Consider the following 15,109-nt stretch of genomic DNA (forward strand, 5'->3'; position numbering starts at 1 on the left):
GCCAGGCGTTCATCTGGCCGTCGAGCCAGGCGAAGACAGTTTCGCGGGCACGCCCTAGTCGATCAGTGGAGGAGGACGTCGCCGGTGACCCCGCCCGCGCAGCCAGTGCTGACCGTCCTCCGCGAGCGCATCGATCGCGACCGCGACCGCTTCAGCACCGGCGTGTTCCGACGCCTCTTCGCGCAGACGCCGCTGCTGAGGGAGCTGTTCCCCGCCGACATGGCGGGCATGCGCGACACGTTCATGCGGGTCGTCGACCACGTCTTGGATGCGATCGTGGCGGAGGACGATCATGCCGAGCTGATCGAGTTCCTGGCCCAGCTGGGGCGCGACCACCGCAAGTACGGAGTGATCGGCGACCACTACTGGCTCATGTACGACGCGCTGATGGCCGAGATCGAGGCCATCATGGTCGGGATGTGGGACGACGACGCGCGGGACGCCGCGTCGCACGCGATGATGCTGATGACCGGCGTCATGCGGGGCGCCGCCGACAGCGCCGAAGGCCCCGCCGTATGGCATGCGCGGGTGGTTCAGAAGTTCCAGATCAACCGGGAGCGGGCCGTGGTGCGGCTGGTCCCGACGGGCCCGCCGCTGCGGTACCGGCCGGGGCAGTACACCGAGGTCCAGATCCCGCAGCATCCCCACCTGTGGCGCGACCTGTCGCCCGCGACGCCCCCGAACGACCGTGGCGAGTTGGAGTTCCACGTCCACGCGATCCCGAACGGCGAGTTCAGCGGGTCGATCGTGCGTCAGACCCAGCCAGGCGACGTGTGGAAGTTCGGCTCGCAGCACGGCACCATGCGGGTGACCGGCGACCGCCCCGTCCTGATGGTCGGCGGCGGCTCGGGCCTGTCGCCGTTGCGCGCCATCCTGCTCGACATGGCGCGCCGCGTCGACTCCCCGCCGACACACGTCTTCTACGGCACCCGTCACCCCGGCGAACTCTACGAGCTGGGTGTTCTGGCTCAGCTGGCGTCGACGAATCCGTGGCTGCGGGTGACGGCCGTCGCCGAGACGCCCGACGACCCGTGGTGGCTCGGCGACTCCGCGGACCCGCGCCAGTGGGGTTTCGAGCTGCGGTTCGGTCGCGTCGGCGACGTCGTCGCGGGCTACGCCGACTGGACGCAGCATCAAGTGCTGTTGTCCGGACCCGCGCCGATGGTGTTCCACACCCAGTTGAAGTTGCGAGCGTCCGGGGTGGCCCCCGACCGCATCCTGCACGATCCCCTCAACTGATCGCGCGTCACTTCCAGCGCTTCGCGGACGCGGCCTCCACCAGCACGTCGGCCGACGCCGTCATCGACAGCGGCAACGGGATGGCCGACGGGACCGCCGTCGCGTTCGCCCCGCCCACGTAGACGGCAGGCACTCCGGCCTCGCGCAGGACGGCGCCGACGGCGTCGGCGTTCGGGACGTCGTCGGCCATCGTCGCGACCGTCACGACCATGCGGGGCGCCCATTCGGCGGCGAGTCTGCCCCAACTCTCCAACGGCACGTCGGCGCCCGCGTACAGGACGTCCATCCCGCGTCGACGCAGGCAGACGGCGAAGGCGAGCGCGGGGATCTCGTGGTGGCCGTGCGGCGGCAGTCCGACGACGACGCGCGGAGAACCCGCGGGTGTCGCGTCGAAGAGCGCGCCGAGCCTGCGCATCACCGCGGCGGCGACGAAGTGCTCGGCGGCGACGGTCATCCGGCCGCTCTCCCACGCCGCACCGACCGCGTGCATGCTCGGCAGCAGCCAGTGCTCGATGACGTCTTCGACGGGGCCCGCGGCGAACGCGTCGTCGAGCAGACGGGCGAGGTCGGCTCCATTGAAGAAGCGGCCGGCGCGGACGAGCGCGTCGTGCCCCGAGACGTCGGCGGGGCCGTCCCCGAACGGCTCACTCCGGGCGACGATCGCGGCCGCTCGGTTGACGGCGACGCCCGATTCGACGAGCGCTCGCATATGCCTGAGGCGGTCGACGTCGCTCGACGTGTAACACCGGTAACCGGACGTTTCGGACCGGATCGGCGTGACGATGCCGTACCGCTGCTCCCACGCACGCAGGGTGGTCGTCCGAATCCCCACCACCTGAGCCACGTGCCCGATGCGCAGCCCTGTCGACATGCCATCACCTCCGGACCGATTGTCCCACCACCAGTAACATTCGACAATTGCGCTTATCTGTGTAAGGTTTGAGGTGTCGGGACATCGAGTCCCCACAACGAGAACAAGCGATCGATGCGGTGATCGCAGATCACACGAGACTGATCGAGAGGATCTCCATCATGGGTGTTCAGGACAAGTTCGAGAACAAGGCCGAAGAGCTGAAGGGTCGCGCCAAGGAGGCCGCGGGCGCGGCCACCGGCGACGAGGACCTGAAGAACGAGGGACAAGCCGACCAGGCGTCGTCCGCCGTCCACAAGGGCGTCGAGAAGATCAAGGACAAGGCGAACGAGATCGCCGAGAAGCTCCTCGGCGACGACGACAAGTAGTCGTACCGACATGCGCGAGGCGGCGGGGACGTTCCCGCCGCCTCGCGCCCGCCTCCAGAGCTGTTCGTCGAGCGGAGTCGCGTCGACCCCGGACAGGACCGCACCATGACGTTGTTCGACACCATCCTCGACCGGTCGGTGATCGGCGGCTATTCGCGTGCGGGTTTCGCGCTTCGCGCGCGGACGTGGCACGACGATCCGTCGCCGGACGCGCTGGCGGGACGCACCGTCGTCGTCACCGGCGCGACGTCGGGGATCGGGGCGGCGATCGCCGCGCGCGTCGCCGCGTCCGGCGGCCGCCCGATCCTGGTCGGACGTGACGCCGATCGCGCCGAGGAGGTTCGGGCGTCGATCGTGCGACGGCGGCCTGGCGCGTCGCCGGCGATCGAGTTGTGCGACGTCTCCGACCTGTCTGCGGTGCGCGAGCTGGCACGACGACTGTCGGACAGCGTTGTGGACGCGATCGTCCACAACGCAGGCGTGATGCCGCCCGAGCGCACGGAGTCGGCGGACGGGCACGAGTTGTCGCTCGCCACACACGTGCTCGGACCGGTCCTGCTGACCGAATCGCTCGCGCCCCGACTCGACGCGAGCCCGGACGGCCGCGTGGTCTTCATGTCCTCGGGCGGCATGTACACCTCTCCCCTGCCCGTCGACGATCTCGAGTACCGCCGCGGCGACTACCGGGGCGCCCGCGCCTACGCACGAAGCAAACGGGTCCAGGTCTCATTGCTGCCGATCCTCGCCGCGCGCTGGCCCGGGACGATGGTCGCGGGCATGCACCCCGGCTGGGTCGACACGCCGGGGATCACGGCGTCGCTGCCAGTCTTCCGCCGGGCGGTGCGGCCGCTGCTGCGCGACGCGGACGAGGGCGCGGACACCGCCGCTTGGCTGCTCGCCACCCGGCCGACACCGCCGAGCGGCAGGTTCTGGCACGACCGCGTCGCACGTCCGACGCACTACCTCGGCGGGTCGGACGACGGCGTCTCAGCGGTGTGGCGGCAGGTCGCCGACGCGTGCGACATCGAACCGGACGGACGAGACCGTCGAGTGAAAGCGAGGCGGAATCCGTGATCGAGATGCAGCAGACCGTGGTCACCACGGCCCCGGCCGACGCCGTGTTCGACTACCTGGCCGACTTCACCAACGCGGAACGGTGGGACCCCAACGCCTTGTCCGTCACGACGCTCGACGGCGACGGCGGCGTCGGCACGACGTACCGCGTCGACAGCAAGTTCGCCGGACGGACCACGACGCTCGACTATCGGCTGACCGAGCTGGTCCCCGGTTCGCTGATCCGCCTGCGCGGCGAGAAGAAGTCGATCACGGCGGTCGACACGATCACCGTCACCGAGGGCCGATCGCGGACCGCCGTCACCTACGCCGTCGAGTTCGACTTCACGGGCGTTCTCCGCTTCGCCGAGCCCCTCCTCCGAATCGCCGTCGCGCGCCTCTTCGCCGACGGGGCCGAGGGCCTCTCCAGAGAACTCGACCTCCTCGCGCCCTAGTCCCGCTTGCATATTGGTAACCAAACAGATACCAATATGGAGGTGGACGCTTTCGAGGCTCTGGCCGACCCGATCCGGCGACGCCTGTTGACGAGGCTTCGGCGCGGCCCCGCGCGGGTCGTCGATCTCGCCGACGAGCATTCGATCAGCCGTCCCGCGATCAGCAAGCACCTCCGGCTGCTGTCGGAGGCGGGCCTCGTCGACGCGGTCCCGTCCGGCCGCGAGCGCCACTACCGATTGGTCGAGGACGGCTCCGCTCCTGTTCAGAGGTACCTGAACACGTTGCGGCCGCCGATCCCCGAACACGCCCTCGACGGTCTCGATCTCGAGGTCCGCCGCACCACCCGTGAGCGTCGGACCGCCGACGCGGACACCGAGGAGAACACCGCATGAACACCCCCACTCCCACCGGCCGCCGCATCGACGCCGCGGACGGAACGTACTGCGAATGGCGTCGGACGTTCGCCGCACCGATCGACGACGTCTGGGCCGCGGTCACCGAACCCGAACGACTGGCCCGCTGGATCGGGACCTGGACGGGCGAACCGTCGTCCGGCGCCGTGACGTTCCAGATGCTGTTCCAGGGCGACGACATGCCCGCGGAGGCGTTCGCGATCGACGAATGCGAGCCGCCCCGGAGGCTGCGGATCACGACGACGTCACCGTACGACGGCGAGAATCCGACCCACTGGCAGCTGCGACTGGACCTCTCCGAAGCCGACGGCGTCACGACGTTGACGTTCGCGCAGAGCGTCCCCGACCCGACGATGGCCGAGGGCGTCGGCCCCGGATGGGACTACTACCTCGACCGCCTGGTGGCCGCGGAGACGACCGGCGACGCGTCGACCGTCGACTTCGCCGCCTACCACCCGAACGACGAGTTCACCGCGCACTACCGAGCAGAATTCGGCTTCTGACCCGCCCGCTCCGAGCCCCGTGACCGCATTCCGGTCACGGGGCTCGGAGCGGTGGGATCAGGCCGTTCAGCGGCCAGCCTCACTCTCATCACGCCGAGCAGTTCGTCGAGGAATCCTTCGAAGCGTGCGATGTCGGACGCCGGGTAGCGAACGATGAGGCCGCCGACGTCCCGCCCGAGGGGCGCGAAGAACTCGTCGGCTAGGGCTTGGACGTCGGGCGCACTGCGCAGCGTGACGACGCGTCGATCGTCGTTCTCCTTGGTCCGCACGACGTGCCCGGCGCGTTCGAGGCGATTGATGACGGCGGTGGTCGCCGGGTTCGACTTCCCGATCCGTTCGCTCAGGCGGGCAGGCGTCATGACTCCGCCGCCCTCCTCCGCGGCGAGGATCTCCAGCAACGCTTCGGCGTCGGTCGAATGCAGCCCCAACCAGGCCGCGAACTGGCGGCTGAACTCCCGATACGTTGCGCCGTACACGCGGAGTCGGTCCGCCAACCCCTCCCACTGAGCACCGTCGCCGACGTCGGACATGTTGACAAAACTACACGTCAGATTTAGTTTCACTGTGGAATTATTTCAAGATGGAAGTGAATTGATGTCATCTACCGACACTCCCGAGGTCGCCCCCACCCGGCGGCAGTGGCTGGGACTGCTCGCCATCGCCCTCGGCGTGGCATTGATCGTCGTCGACACGACGATCGTCAACGTGATCGTCCCGTCGATCATCGAAGACCTGGACGCCGACTCCACGCAGGCGCAGTGGATTCAGGAGTCGTACGCGATCGTGTTCGCCGCGCTCCTGCTCGTCGTCGGACGCGTCGCCGACATCGTCGGCGCGCGCCGCGTGTTCGTCGCGGGCGTGATCGTCTTCGGCGTCACGAGCATCCTCGCGGGCCTCTCCTCCGGCAGCGGCCTGCTGATCGTCGCTCGTTTCCTGCAGGGCGCGGGCGCCGCGATGATCCTGCCGACGTCGCTCGCGCTGCTCAACGCCACGTTCACCGGCAAGGCTCGCGGTCAGGCGTTCGCCATCTGGGGTTCGACGATCGGTGCGGCAGCCGCACTCGGCCCGCTGCTCGGCGGCTGGCTCGCCGAGCACGTCTCGTGGCGCTGGGCGTTCGGCATCAACGTGCCGTTGGCCGTCCTGATCGTCATCGGCATCCTGACCTGCATGGATCGTTCGCCTCGCGTCGCGGGCCGACTCGACGCGATCGGCTCGGTCCTGTCGGTGATCGGTCTCGGACTCCTCGCGTTCGGCCTCATCGAGGGCCGCACCTACGGGTGGGCCTCCACCACCACGCCGCTCACCATCGGCGGTGTCACCTGGGGCGGCGGACCGTCGCCCGTGCTCGTCGCGCTTGTCGTGAGCGCGCTCGCGCTCGCCGGATTCGTCGCCCGCCAGGCGATGCTGCGCCGTGCGGGCGACGCCGACAAGGCGCTGATGGACCTCGGGCTGTTCTCCGTGTCGTCGTTCCGCAACGGCAACGTGGCGACGTTGATCATCGGCGTCGGCGAATTCGGCGTGGTCGCCGTCCTCCCCCTGTGGCTGCAGTTCACCCTCGGGTACAGCGCTGTGCAGGCCGGCCTGGCATTGGTCCCGATCGCGATCGGCAGCTTCATCGCCAGCGGCGCCAGCTTCGGTCTCGCCGACCGCGACGTGACGCCCCTGGCCCTGCTTCGCGTCGGCCTCGCCTTCGAGGTCATCGGCCTCGCCGCGCTCGCCTTCTTCGCCGAGCCGGACAGCTCGTGGTGGGCGCTCGCCCTGATCCTCGCCGTCTACGGCGTCGGTGTCGGATTCGCGACGGCTCAGGTGACCAACGTCGTCCTCGCCGACGTCCCCGAGACCGACAACGGCCAAGCGGCCGGCATCCAGAGCACCTTCCGCCAGCTCGGATCCGCGCTCGGCATCGCGATCCTGACCACGGTGTTCTTCACGACGCTCGGTTCGCGCGTGTCCGATCAGCTCGCCTCCGACGGCATGGACGTCGCGGACGCCGGCCGGAACGCCGACACCATCACCGCCAGCGCGGGCGCGGCGATCGAGGGATTCGCGGCCCGGCCCGGGACCGCCGCGATCGCCGACGCCGGACGCACCGCGATGACCGACGGCATCATGATCAGCGGCTACATCGCCGCAGGCTTTGTACTCCTCGGGCTCGTGGCGTCCCTGCTCATCCCCCGGCACACGCGACAATAGCTCCGAGCCCCGTGACCACATGCTGGTCACGGGGCTCGGAGTAAGTCAGTTCTTGCGTTTTCGCGGCTGCCAGACGACGAGTGCGTTGGTGTGCGGGACCGGGACCAGTTCGGCCCCGGGGCGGACGTTCCGACGGGCGTTGTCGAGTTCGTTGGTCAACTCGGCGACGCGGCGTTGCAGGGCATCCACCTGATCGGTGAGCTCGATGATCCGCTTGACGCCCGCGAGATTGACTCCCTCGTCCTGCGACAGACGCTGCACTTCGCGCAGCATCTCCACGTCGCGGTTCGAGTAGCGTCGTCCACCGCCACTCGTCCGTTGCGGGCTGACGAGGCCGAGCCGGTCATAGGTGCGTAGGGTCTGCGCGTGCATGCCCGCCAACTCGGCGGCCACCGAGATCAGGAAGGTGGCCGCCTCGTCACGGGGTTGCTGCTTCGCCATGGCACGCTCACCTGGCCCATCCGTCTCGTGGATCGAATCCGCTCGCCCGTTCCGCCTCCGCGTACGACTTCATCGCGGCGACGGCCGCGTCGTCGAGCTTCGACGGAACGGCCACCTTGACGGTGACGAGCAGGTCGCCCGCACCGCCCGCGCGTTTCGGCACGCCGCGGCCCTTCAACCGCAGCGTACGTCCGTCCGACGTGCCCGCGGGGATCTTCACCCCGACCGACCCGTCCAGCGTCGGGACCGACACCGTCGCACCGAGCACCAGCTCGGAGAACGCGACGGGCAGTTCCACCTTGAGGTCGTTGCCGCTTCGGGTGAACACCTTGTCGGCGGTCACGTGGACTGTCACGTACAGGTCGCCCGACGGTGCGCCGCGCCGTCCGGCCTCGCCTTGTCCGGCGAGGCGGATGCGCTGACCGTCTTCGACGCCCTGCGGGACGCGGACGTTGATGGTGCGCGGCCGCACGGTGATCCCCGACCCCGAGCAATCCGGGCACGGATCGTCGATCTTGGTGCCGGTGCCCTGGCAGTCCGAGCACGGCTCCGAGAAGCCGAAGTGCCCCTGGTTGCGGCTGACGAAGCCCGAACCGTTGCAGTTGACACAGGTCCGCGGGCTGGTGCCCGGCTTGGCTCCACTGCCGTGGCAGTTGGTGCACGGCGACGGGCTCGTCACCCGCAGCTGCACCGTCGTGCCCTGAACGGCGTCGCGGAACGCGAGAGTCGTCTCCGTCTCCAGGTCGTTTCCCCGACGTTGGCGCGGGGCCGACGGAGTCTTGCGCGACCGTCCGCCGAAGAGCCCGCCGAACAGGTCGCTCGCATCGGCTCCACCGGCGCCGGCGCCGAACAGGTCGCCGATGTCGAATCCACCGGCCCCGCCGAAGCCGCCCGTCGGACCGCCGTCGGCGCGGTAGCGACCACTCGCCATGAGCGTGCGCATCTCGTCGTACTCTTTGCGCTTGCCGTCGTCGGCAAGCACGCTGTGGGCTTCCGACACTCGTTTGAAGCGCTCTTCGGCGGCTGTGTCGCCGGGGTTGGCATCGGGGTGCAGCTCGCGGGCGAGCTTCCGGTATGCCTTCTTGATCTGCTCCGCAGTGGCGTCGGAAGAAACGCCGAGGTCTGCGTAGAAGTCACGATCCAGCCATTCACGCTGGGCTGCCATCAGGCGTCACCTCCTTGAGAGAAAAGTATGTGGTCTCGACTGCGCTCGACGAACCGTCCGGTTCGCCGAGCGCAGTCGAGGTGTGTCATTCCGCGGCGGGGGCGTCGGTGACGGTGACCATCGCAGTGCGGATCACCTTGTCGCCGAGGCGGTAGCCGGAGCGGTAGACGGTTCCGAGGACCGGCTGGTCGCCGGAGCCGTCGTTCTGGATTGCTTCGTGCAGTTCCGGGTCGAAGACGTCGCCCGCGTCACCGAACTTGGCGAGCTTCTCGCCCGTCAGGACGTCGCCGAGCTTGTCGGCGAGCGCCTTGAGCGGGCTGCCGTCGGTGACGTCGCCGTGCTCGCGGGCACGGTCGAGGTCGTCGAGCACGGGCAGCAGCTTCTCGACGAGAACCTGCTTGCCGCGCGCCACGGCCTGGAGGGCTTCCTCGGCGCTGCGACGCTTGAAGTTCGCGAACTGGGCGCGTTCACGCTGCAGTGCCTCGGTGAGCTCGGCGACCTGCGGGTCGACCGCAGCCTCAGCTGCAGTCGACTCCGCGGGAGCCTCCACCACGACGCTCTCGTCGGTGACGGCCTCGTCGACGACGGACTCGTCGGGCGTCACGTCTTCCGGCGACGTCACTTCTTGTCGCCTTCGGCCGGATCGTCCACGACCTCGGCGTCGACGACGTCGTCGGCGTCACCGGCGGGACCGCCCGCTGCCTCCGACTCGGCCTGCGCGTTGGCGTAGATCGCCTGGCCGAGGGCCTGCGAGTCTTCCGACAGCTTCTCGATCGCCGAGCGGATCGCGGCGGTGTCGGTGCCTTCGAGGGCCTTCTTGGCGTCGGCGACCGAAGCCTCCACCTTGTCCTTGACGTCGGCCGGAACCTTGTCCTCGTTCTCCTTGAGGAACTTCTCGGTCTGGTTGACGAGCGACTCCGCCTGGTTGCGGGTCTCCGCCTCCTCGCGGCGAGCGCGGTCCTCTTCAGCGTGAGCCTCGGCATCCTTGACCATGCGGTCGATCTCTTCCTTCGAGAGACCGGAACCGTCCTGGATGCGGATGCTGTTCTCCTTGCCGGTGCCCTTGTCCTTCGCGGTGACGTGCACGATGCCGTTGGCGTCGATGTCGAAGGTCACCTCGATCTGCGGGACGCCCTGCGGTGCGGGTGCGATGCCGCCGAGTTCGAACGAGCCGAGGAGCTTGTTGTGCGCCGCGATCTCGCGCTCACCCTGGAACACCTGGATCTGCACCGACGGCTGGTTGTTCTCAGCGGTCGTGTAGGTCTCCGAGCGCTTGGTGGGGATGGTGGTGTTGCGCTCGATCAGCTTGTGCATCACACCGCCCTTGGTCTCGATGCCCAGCGACAGCGGGGTCACATCGAGCAGCAGGACGTCCTTGACCTCACCGCGGAGCACACCGGCCTGCAGTGCGGCGCCGACGGCGACGACCTCGTCCGGGTTCACGCCCTTGTTGGGGTCCTGTCCGCCGGTGAGCTCCTTGACGAGCTCGGTGACGGCGGGCATGCGGGTCGAGCCGCCGACGAGCACCACGTGATCGATGTCGCCGACCGAGATGCCCGCGTCCTTGATGACGGCCTGGAACGGCGTGCGGGTGCGCTCGAGGAGATCGCTGGTGATCTTCTGGAACTCACTGCGGCTCAGCTGCTCGTCGAGGAACAGCGGGTTCTTGTCGGCGTCCACCGTGATGTACGGCAGGTTGATCGAGGTCGACTGCGACGACGACAGCTCGATCTTCGCCTTCTCGGCAGCCTCACGGAGACGCTGCATCGCCATCTTGTCCTTGGTCAGGTCGATGCCCGAGGTGGACTTGAACTTGTCGACGAGCCATTCGACGACGCGCTCATCCCAGTCGTCGCCGCCGAGGTTGTTGTCACCGGAGGTGGCGCGGACTTCGACGACACCGTCGCCGATCTCGAGCAGCGAGACGTCGAACGTGCCGCCGCCGAGGTCGAAGACCAGGATGGTCTGTTCCTTCTCGCCCTTGTCGAGTCCGTAGGCGAGTGCGGCCGCGGTGGGCTCGTTGACGATGCGCAGGACGTTGAGGCCGGCGATCTGGCCGGCTTCCTTGGTGGCCTGACGCTGCGAGTCGTTGAAGTAGGCGGGGACGGTGATGACGGCGTCGGAGACGTCCTCACCGAGGTACGCCTCGGCGTCGCGCTTGAGCTTCATCAGCGTACGGGCGCTGATCTCCTGCGGCGTGTACTTCTTGTCGTCGATCTCGACGGTCCAGTCGGTGCCCATGTGGCGCTTGACCGAGCGGATGGTGCGGTCGACGTTGGTGACCGCCTGGTTCTTGGCGGGCTGGCCGACGAGCACTTCACCGTTGCGGGCGAAGGCGACGACGGACGGGGTGGTGCGGGAGCCTTCGGCATTGGCGATGACGGTGGGCTCGCCGCCTTCGAGAACGGACACCACGGAGTTGGTGGTGCCGAGGTCGATTCCGACAGCACGGGACATGTGTGTTCCTCCTTGTGGGCGGCATCTGTGTAGGAAGCCGGTTGATGATGGCCTGGTGGCGTTGATCGTCGAGACCTAAGCGCCTTCGACTCAGGTCTACCGGTCCGTTTCCGATCCGTCAACCTTCTTGAGTCTGTTTCACTCAGGTTTCTTGCTCGGTTCAACTAGCGCCACACGGATTCCATTCCCCAGATTGAGCGAGATACGCTCAATTATTGCCGTGACGTCCCTCACATGCTTTTCAGCCCCTCCAGGGAGGACGCCGCATGACGGTCGAGCCCGACCCAAGTACCAACCAAGCCGCCCCCCATGCTGATTGAGCCGGACCGGAGCGCAAGCGGAGGTCCGTGTCGAAATCCCGCACGTCACGCCGGAACGAGGACCCGCCGCCCGATCACCCAGCGAACCCCTCGACCACGGATCGTCGCGAACGCTCGCCGACCGTGATCGCACCAGTTCAACGACACCCCGGACCGCCGGGCCCGCCGACAGGGAGCCGACAGCCCCATACATCCGTATCGCGCAAGCCGCACTCCGGCGTCGATCCCAGGCCGACGACACCTTCGAAATCGCCACCCACATCCCCGTAGAACACGTTTCAGTTCTGCGGAGAACGCAGACGTCACAGACACCGCGCGTCGCCGAACGCCCGATTCGAGCTACTAGGTGGGCACGTGGCACATTTCGCAACGTCAATTTGTGACGGACGGCACTCGACACATTGGACAGTGCCGCAGCCCATATCTGGCGCGAACGTATTCCAGATACCGTCTCTTTTCGCAGGCAGCGCCACTGGACAACGTTCACTCGATCGAATCGATCGATCAACATCATGTATGGCACACACCCTGCTATCGACCCCTTGTCCCCCGAAATGGGTACACCCACAGGTTCGTCTCAGCGGCCATGATTCTCCTCATGCAACAGAACGCACTGACCACCACCGCTCGACGCGCAGCCGTCATCGCAGCCGCCGGCGCGGCCGCGTTCTCCCTCGCAGCCTTCGGCGCGGGCGCCTCGCACGCAGCAGTCGGCGAGAACCTCCCCGACAACTGCCTCCAGTACTCGTCGAACGGCACCACATGGGGTGGCATCAACACCATCTCGTGGACCGGCAACGTCCCGTCGCCGGGCAGCGAAGTGCTCCAGGCCGCGTTCAAGGTCAAGAACACCTGCGACACTCCCGCCAAATTCCAGGCGTACGCGGGCAACTGGTCGATCACCAACGGCGGCACCGCCTACGTCCGCGCCAACGCGGGCGCCGTCACCGGCACCAAGAAGGATCTCGTCGGGAATCCCGGCATCCTCGTCGTCGAGTCGAATCGACTCGCCCAGGACACCCCGATCGACGTGAAGCTGTTCGTCGGCATTCCGCAGGGCGAGACCAAGCAGGGCTACAAGATCACTCCCGACTGGAGCACCGCGCTCGAAGAGGTCGCGGGCGACGGCCCCACCGATCCGACGGATCCCACCGACCCGACCGATCCGGGTTGCGACTCCGGCAGCGCGAGCGGAAGCTCCAGCGGCTCGCTGGGCGACATCCTCGGACCGATCCTCTGCTCGGACACCGGCAGCCTGTCCGGCAGCGCGGCGGCGAAGCTGATCCAGCTCGACTCGCCTGCGGTTGTCGCAGCGAATCGCTGACAGAACTCCCTCCCTGCCCCGATCCGTCGTGGCGGGCCTGAACCCCGGGCCCGCCACGACTCTCCACAGAACTTCGGCCGCACCCTCAGGTGACCCCCGGCCGTAGACGGTCGATCACGACGACCGCCTGCGCGGCGACTCCCGACGCGCACTCCCTCCCAGCACTCCGTCCTCGCGGAGTGCCCGACCCGACAAGGGACAAACATGAACAAGGTTATGAAGGGCGCTCTCGCCGCAGCCGCAGGCGCAGCCATCCTCGCCGGTGGCGCAGGCACCATGGCGGCCTGGAACAGCAACGTCACCACCAACGGCGGCACCGTCACCGCCGGTCAGCTGAACCTCACCGCAGTCGACTCCGGCTCCTGGACCTGGGTCGGAGGCACCAAGAACGGCCAGGCGTTCGTTCCTGCCACGGACAAGCTGGTCCCGGGCGACGTGGTGCGCTACACCGCCACCTACAAGATCACCGCGGTCGGCACCAACCTGAAGGCCACCCTCACCCCGCAACTCGGTGGCGTCACCGGTGAACTGAAGGACTTCCTGACGGCCACCAATGCAGGCGGCGGCGCGGTCAACATCACCTCGACCGACAACAACACCAACAAGACGGTGTCGACCGACATCACCTTCAACGCCAGCACCACCGGCACCGACGGCCAGACCAAGACCGCCGACCTGTCGGGCGCGACGGTCACCCTGCAGCAGACCAGCTAGTCAGCTCTCTCCTAAGAGGAAATCGTGAAGCCCCAAATCAAATGGGCGCTCGCAGCGGCGGCGGTTCTGCTGGTGGGATTCTTCTCCCTCCAGCAGACCGGCGCCCTCTGGCGTTCGGAAGCATCCGCACCCGGCGGCACCGTCACCGCGGGAACACTCGAGATCTCGGCGGGCCAGAGCGGCGTCAAGAGCTTCAATCTCGATGGATTGACCCTCACTGACGCCGACGCAGGTCAGAGCGTCCAGAAGCCGCTGCCGGTCATCAACTCGGGCAACGTCACCATGCGGTACAAGCTCAACAGCGTCGCCGTGAACGGCTCCGCGCCGCTCATGCTCCGCGTTGCGAAGGTCGCCGATCAGGCAGCCTGCACGGCAACCGGGACTCCCGGCACCGAGCTCTACAACGGTGCGGCGAACACCGCGTTCACGGCACCGCAGAACGTCTCCGCTGGAACCACCGAGGTGCTGTGCCTGAAGGTGACCATCGCCGACAACGCGCAGACCGCGCAGTCGAGCAACGCCACCTTCACCTTCGGCGCTGAGTCGGTCTCGAACTCATGATTTCGGGTCGCGGAACACACCACGTCGACGAGGCTCAGCCCTCGCCGGACACCGACGACGTCGAGCACGGTGTCGACGACGATGAGAAGACTCCACTCCTGTGGTGGGTCAAGACCATCGCCTCGTGGACCCTGCTCGCCGCCGCCGTCGCGCTGCTCGCAGCACTCGTGGTGGTTCCGCGACTGACCGGCTCGACCGCGTACACCGTCCTGACCGGTTCGATGGAGCCGACGTCCCCCCGGGGACGTTGATCGTCGTCAAACCGACTCCGGGCGACCAGTTGAAGGCCGGCGACGTGATCACGTTCCAGCCGAAGTCGGGCGACCCGTCCGTCACGACGCACCGCATCATCAGCATCGTGTACGACGCATCCGGCACCCGCCGGTTCATCACCAAGGGCGATGCGAACAACTCCACCGATCCGGTTCAGCTGGTCGAGGAGCAGATCCGCGGCAGGCTCATCTACTCGATACCGAAGCTCGGCTATCTGAACAACGTGATGTCCGGCAACTCGCGGAGCATCGCTGTGTTCCTCATCGCGGGAGCGCTAGGTCTCTACGCGCTCTGGATGTGGATCGGCAGCATCCGGGACCGCAAGAAGCCCAAGGACGGCGACCCCGAACCCACCGACAAGGCCGATGCGCCACCACCGGGTCCGGAGTCCGGGGAGACCAGTTCGTCCGAGTGGCCCGCAGCCGATCCCGGCACCCTCGGTTCGCTGGTCGTCACTGCCGCACCGGCGACGGACGTCGTCGCGACACCTGCCGTCGTCGCACCCCAGCCCGATCCCTACGAATACGCCTCGGCACCGTCACCGGCTCCCACCCCGGTCCAACCGCTCGGCGGCCACGCGGGATCGCCGAGCGCAAGAATGTTCCCCGCCCAACAGATGGCCGTGCCGCATGCGTACTCGCCATCGCCATGCCACGTGTGTGGCGCGCCGGCCCCTCCCCCGGCTGAACCCCTCGCGGACGTGCCGTCGACCGCGACCACCCGACCGATCCCCATCATCAAGTGACATGAGGCAACAG

The 15,109-nt window shown here is 67.8% G+C and carries 18 protein-coding genes; 12 read left to right on the forward strand and 6 right to left on the reverse strand.

The genetic code is table 11. The features are described from left to right. Positions 1 to 84: 84 nt before the first annotated feature. Positions 85 to 1,239 carry an FAD-binding oxidoreductase gene (locus GYB83_RS02795; protein WP_161894051.1) on the forward strand — a complete coding sequence of 385 codons (1,155 nt, stop codon included), beginning with the start codon at positions 85 to 87 and terminating at the stop codon, positions 1,237 to 1,239. A gap of 7 nt (positions 1,240 to 1,246) precedes the next feature. Here the strand turns inward: GYB83_RS02795 and GYB83_RS02800 are convergent, their stop codons facing one another. After that, positions 1,247 to 2,110, reverse strand: coding sequence for a MerR family transcriptional regulator (locus tag GYB83_RS02800; protein WP_161894052.1), 864 nt, complete (start codon positions 2,108 to 2,110; stop codon positions 1,247 to 1,249). A 161-nt stretch (positions 2,111 to 2,271) separates the two neighbouring features. Here GYB83_RS02800 and GYB83_RS02805 point away from each other — a divergent pair, with 161 nt between their 5' ends. The 5 genes from GYB83_RS02805 (at position 2,272) to GYB83_RS02825 (ending at position 4,903) form a co-directional block, all read left to right on the forward strand. Beyond that, on the forward strand, positions 2,272 to 2,478 hold the full coding sequence (locus GYB83_RS02805; RefSeq protein ID WP_161894053.1) for a CsbD family protein: 207 nt from the start codon (positions 2,272 to 2,274) through the stop codon (positions 2,476 to 2,478). Between the two features lie 105 nt (positions 2,479 to 2,583). After that, on the forward strand, positions 2,584 to 3,552 hold the full coding sequence (locus GYB83_RS02810) for an SDR family NAD(P)-dependent oxidoreductase (protein ID WP_161894054.1): 969 nt from the start codon (positions 2,584 to 2,586) through the stop codon (positions 3,550 to 3,552). 5 nt (positions 3,553 to 3,557) lie between these two features. After that, positions 3,558 to 3,986, forward strand: a complete 429-nt coding sequence (locus GYB83_RS02815) for an SRPBCC family protein (protein WP_228461205.1) — start codon at positions 3,558 to 3,560, stop codon at positions 3,984 to 3,986. Between the two features lie 42 nt (positions 3,987 to 4,028). Further along, entirely contained in the window at positions 4,029 to 4,379 is a 351-nt protein-coding gene (locus GYB83_RS02820) for an ArsR/SmtB family transcription factor (protein WP_161894056.1), read from the forward strand. Further along, positions 4,376 to 4,903 carry an SRPBCC family protein gene (locus tag GYB83_RS02825; RefSeq protein WP_161894057.1) on the forward strand — a complete coding sequence of 176 codons (528 nt, stop codon included), beginning with the start codon at positions 4,376 to 4,378 and terminating at the stop codon, positions 4,901 to 4,903. The genes GYB83_RS02820 and GYB83_RS02825 overlap by 4 nt, the downstream gene beginning before the upstream one ends. On the opposite strand, the gene GYB83_RS02830 is transcribed toward GYB83_RS02825, so the two are convergent. Beyond that, complete coding sequence (locus GYB83_RS02830) at positions 4,879 to 5,433, reverse strand: MarR family winged helix-turn-helix transcriptional regulator (protein WP_161894058.1); 555 nt, start codon at positions 5,431 to 5,433, stop codon at positions 4,879 to 4,881. The two genes, GYB83_RS02825 and GYB83_RS02830, sit on opposite strands and share 25 nt — an antisense overlap. Before the next feature lie 64 nt (positions 5,434 to 5,497). Between GYB83_RS02830 and GYB83_RS02835 the strand changes: the two genes are divergently transcribed. Further along, entirely contained in the window at positions 5,498 to 7,096 is a 1,599-nt protein-coding gene (locus GYB83_RS02835; protein WP_161894059.1) for a DHA2 family efflux MFS transporter permease subunit, read from the forward strand. Positions 7,097 to 7,141: 45 nt separating this feature from the next. Here the strand turns inward: GYB83_RS02835 and GYB83_RS02840 are convergent, their stop codons facing one another. The 4 genes from GYB83_RS02840 to dnaK all read right to left on the reverse strand — a co-directional run bounded on the left by GYB83_RS02840 (position 7,142) and on the right by dnaK (position 11,159). Further along, positions 7,142 to 7,537 carry a heat shock protein transcriptional repressor HspR gene (locus GYB83_RS02840; RefSeq protein WP_161894060.1) on the reverse strand — a complete coding sequence of 132 codons (396 nt, stop codon included), beginning with the start codon at positions 7,535 to 7,537 and terminating at the stop codon, positions 7,142 to 7,144. Between the two features lie 7 nt (positions 7,538 to 7,544). Continuing rightward, positions 7,545 to 8,702, reverse strand: coding sequence for a molecular chaperone DnaJ (gene dnaJ, locus GYB83_RS02845; RefSeq protein ID WP_161894061.1), 1,158 nt, complete (start codon positions 8,700 to 8,702; stop codon positions 7,545 to 7,547). A gap of 85 nt (positions 8,703 to 8,787) precedes the next feature. Further along, positions 8,788 to 9,324: a nucleotide exchange factor GrpE gene (gene grpE, locus GYB83_RS02850; RefSeq protein ID WP_161894062.1), complete on the reverse strand. Its 537-nt coding sequence runs from the start codon at positions 9,322 to 9,324 to the stop codon at positions 8,788 to 8,790. Then, positions 9,321 to 11,159, reverse strand: a complete 1,839-nt coding sequence (gene dnaK / locus GYB83_RS02855) for a molecular chaperone DnaK (protein ID WP_161894063.1) — start codon at positions 11,157 to 11,159, stop codon at positions 9,321 to 9,323. The genes grpE and dnaK overlap by 4 nt, the downstream gene beginning before the upstream one ends. A 918-nt stretch (positions 11,160 to 12,077) precedes the next feature. Between dnaK and GYB83_RS02860 the strand changes: the two genes are divergently transcribed. The 5 genes from GYB83_RS02860 to GYB83_RS02875 all read left to right on the forward strand — a co-directional run bounded on the left by GYB83_RS02860 (position 12,078) and on the right by GYB83_RS02875 (position 15,096). Beyond that, complete coding sequence (locus GYB83_RS02860; protein ID WP_161894064.1) at positions 12,078 to 12,803, forward strand: hypothetical protein; 726 nt, start codon at positions 12,078 to 12,080, stop codon at positions 12,801 to 12,803. A gap of 204 nt (positions 12,804 to 13,007) precedes the next feature. Beyond that, the gene (locus GYB83_RS02865) at positions 13,008 to 13,517 is read left to right on the forward strand and encodes an alternate-type signal peptide domain-containing protein (RefSeq protein ID WP_161894065.1); all 510 of its coding nucleotides are present in this window, start codon (positions 13,008 to 13,010) and stop codon (positions 13,515 to 13,517) included. A 24-nt stretch (positions 13,518 to 13,541) separates the two neighbouring features. After that, positions 13,542 to 14,078, forward strand: coding sequence for a hypothetical protein (locus GYB83_RS02870; RefSeq protein ID WP_161894066.1), 537 nt, complete (start codon positions 13,542 to 13,544; stop codon positions 14,076 to 14,078). Further along, a complete protein-coding gene (locus tag GYB83_RS23490; RefSeq protein ID WP_228461140.1) occupies positions 14,075 to 14,329 on the forward strand; it encodes a hypothetical protein in 255 nt (84 codons plus the stop codon). The genes GYB83_RS02870 and GYB83_RS23490 overlap by 4 nt, the downstream gene beginning before the upstream one ends. Positions 14,330 to 14,373: 44 nt before the next feature. Further along, positions 14,374 to 15,096, forward strand: coding sequence for a S24/S26 family peptidase (locus tag GYB83_RS02875; protein WP_267130311.1), 723 nt, complete (start codon positions 14,374 to 14,376; stop codon positions 15,094 to 15,096). The last annotated feature ends 13 nt before the right edge of the window (positions 15,097 to 15,109 follow it).

This window comes from Gordonia spumicola (assembly GCF_009932475.1).
GTDB classification, from domain to species: domain Bacteria; phylum Actinomycetota; class Actinomycetes; order Mycobacteriales; family Mycobacteriaceae; genus Gordonia; species Gordonia spumicola.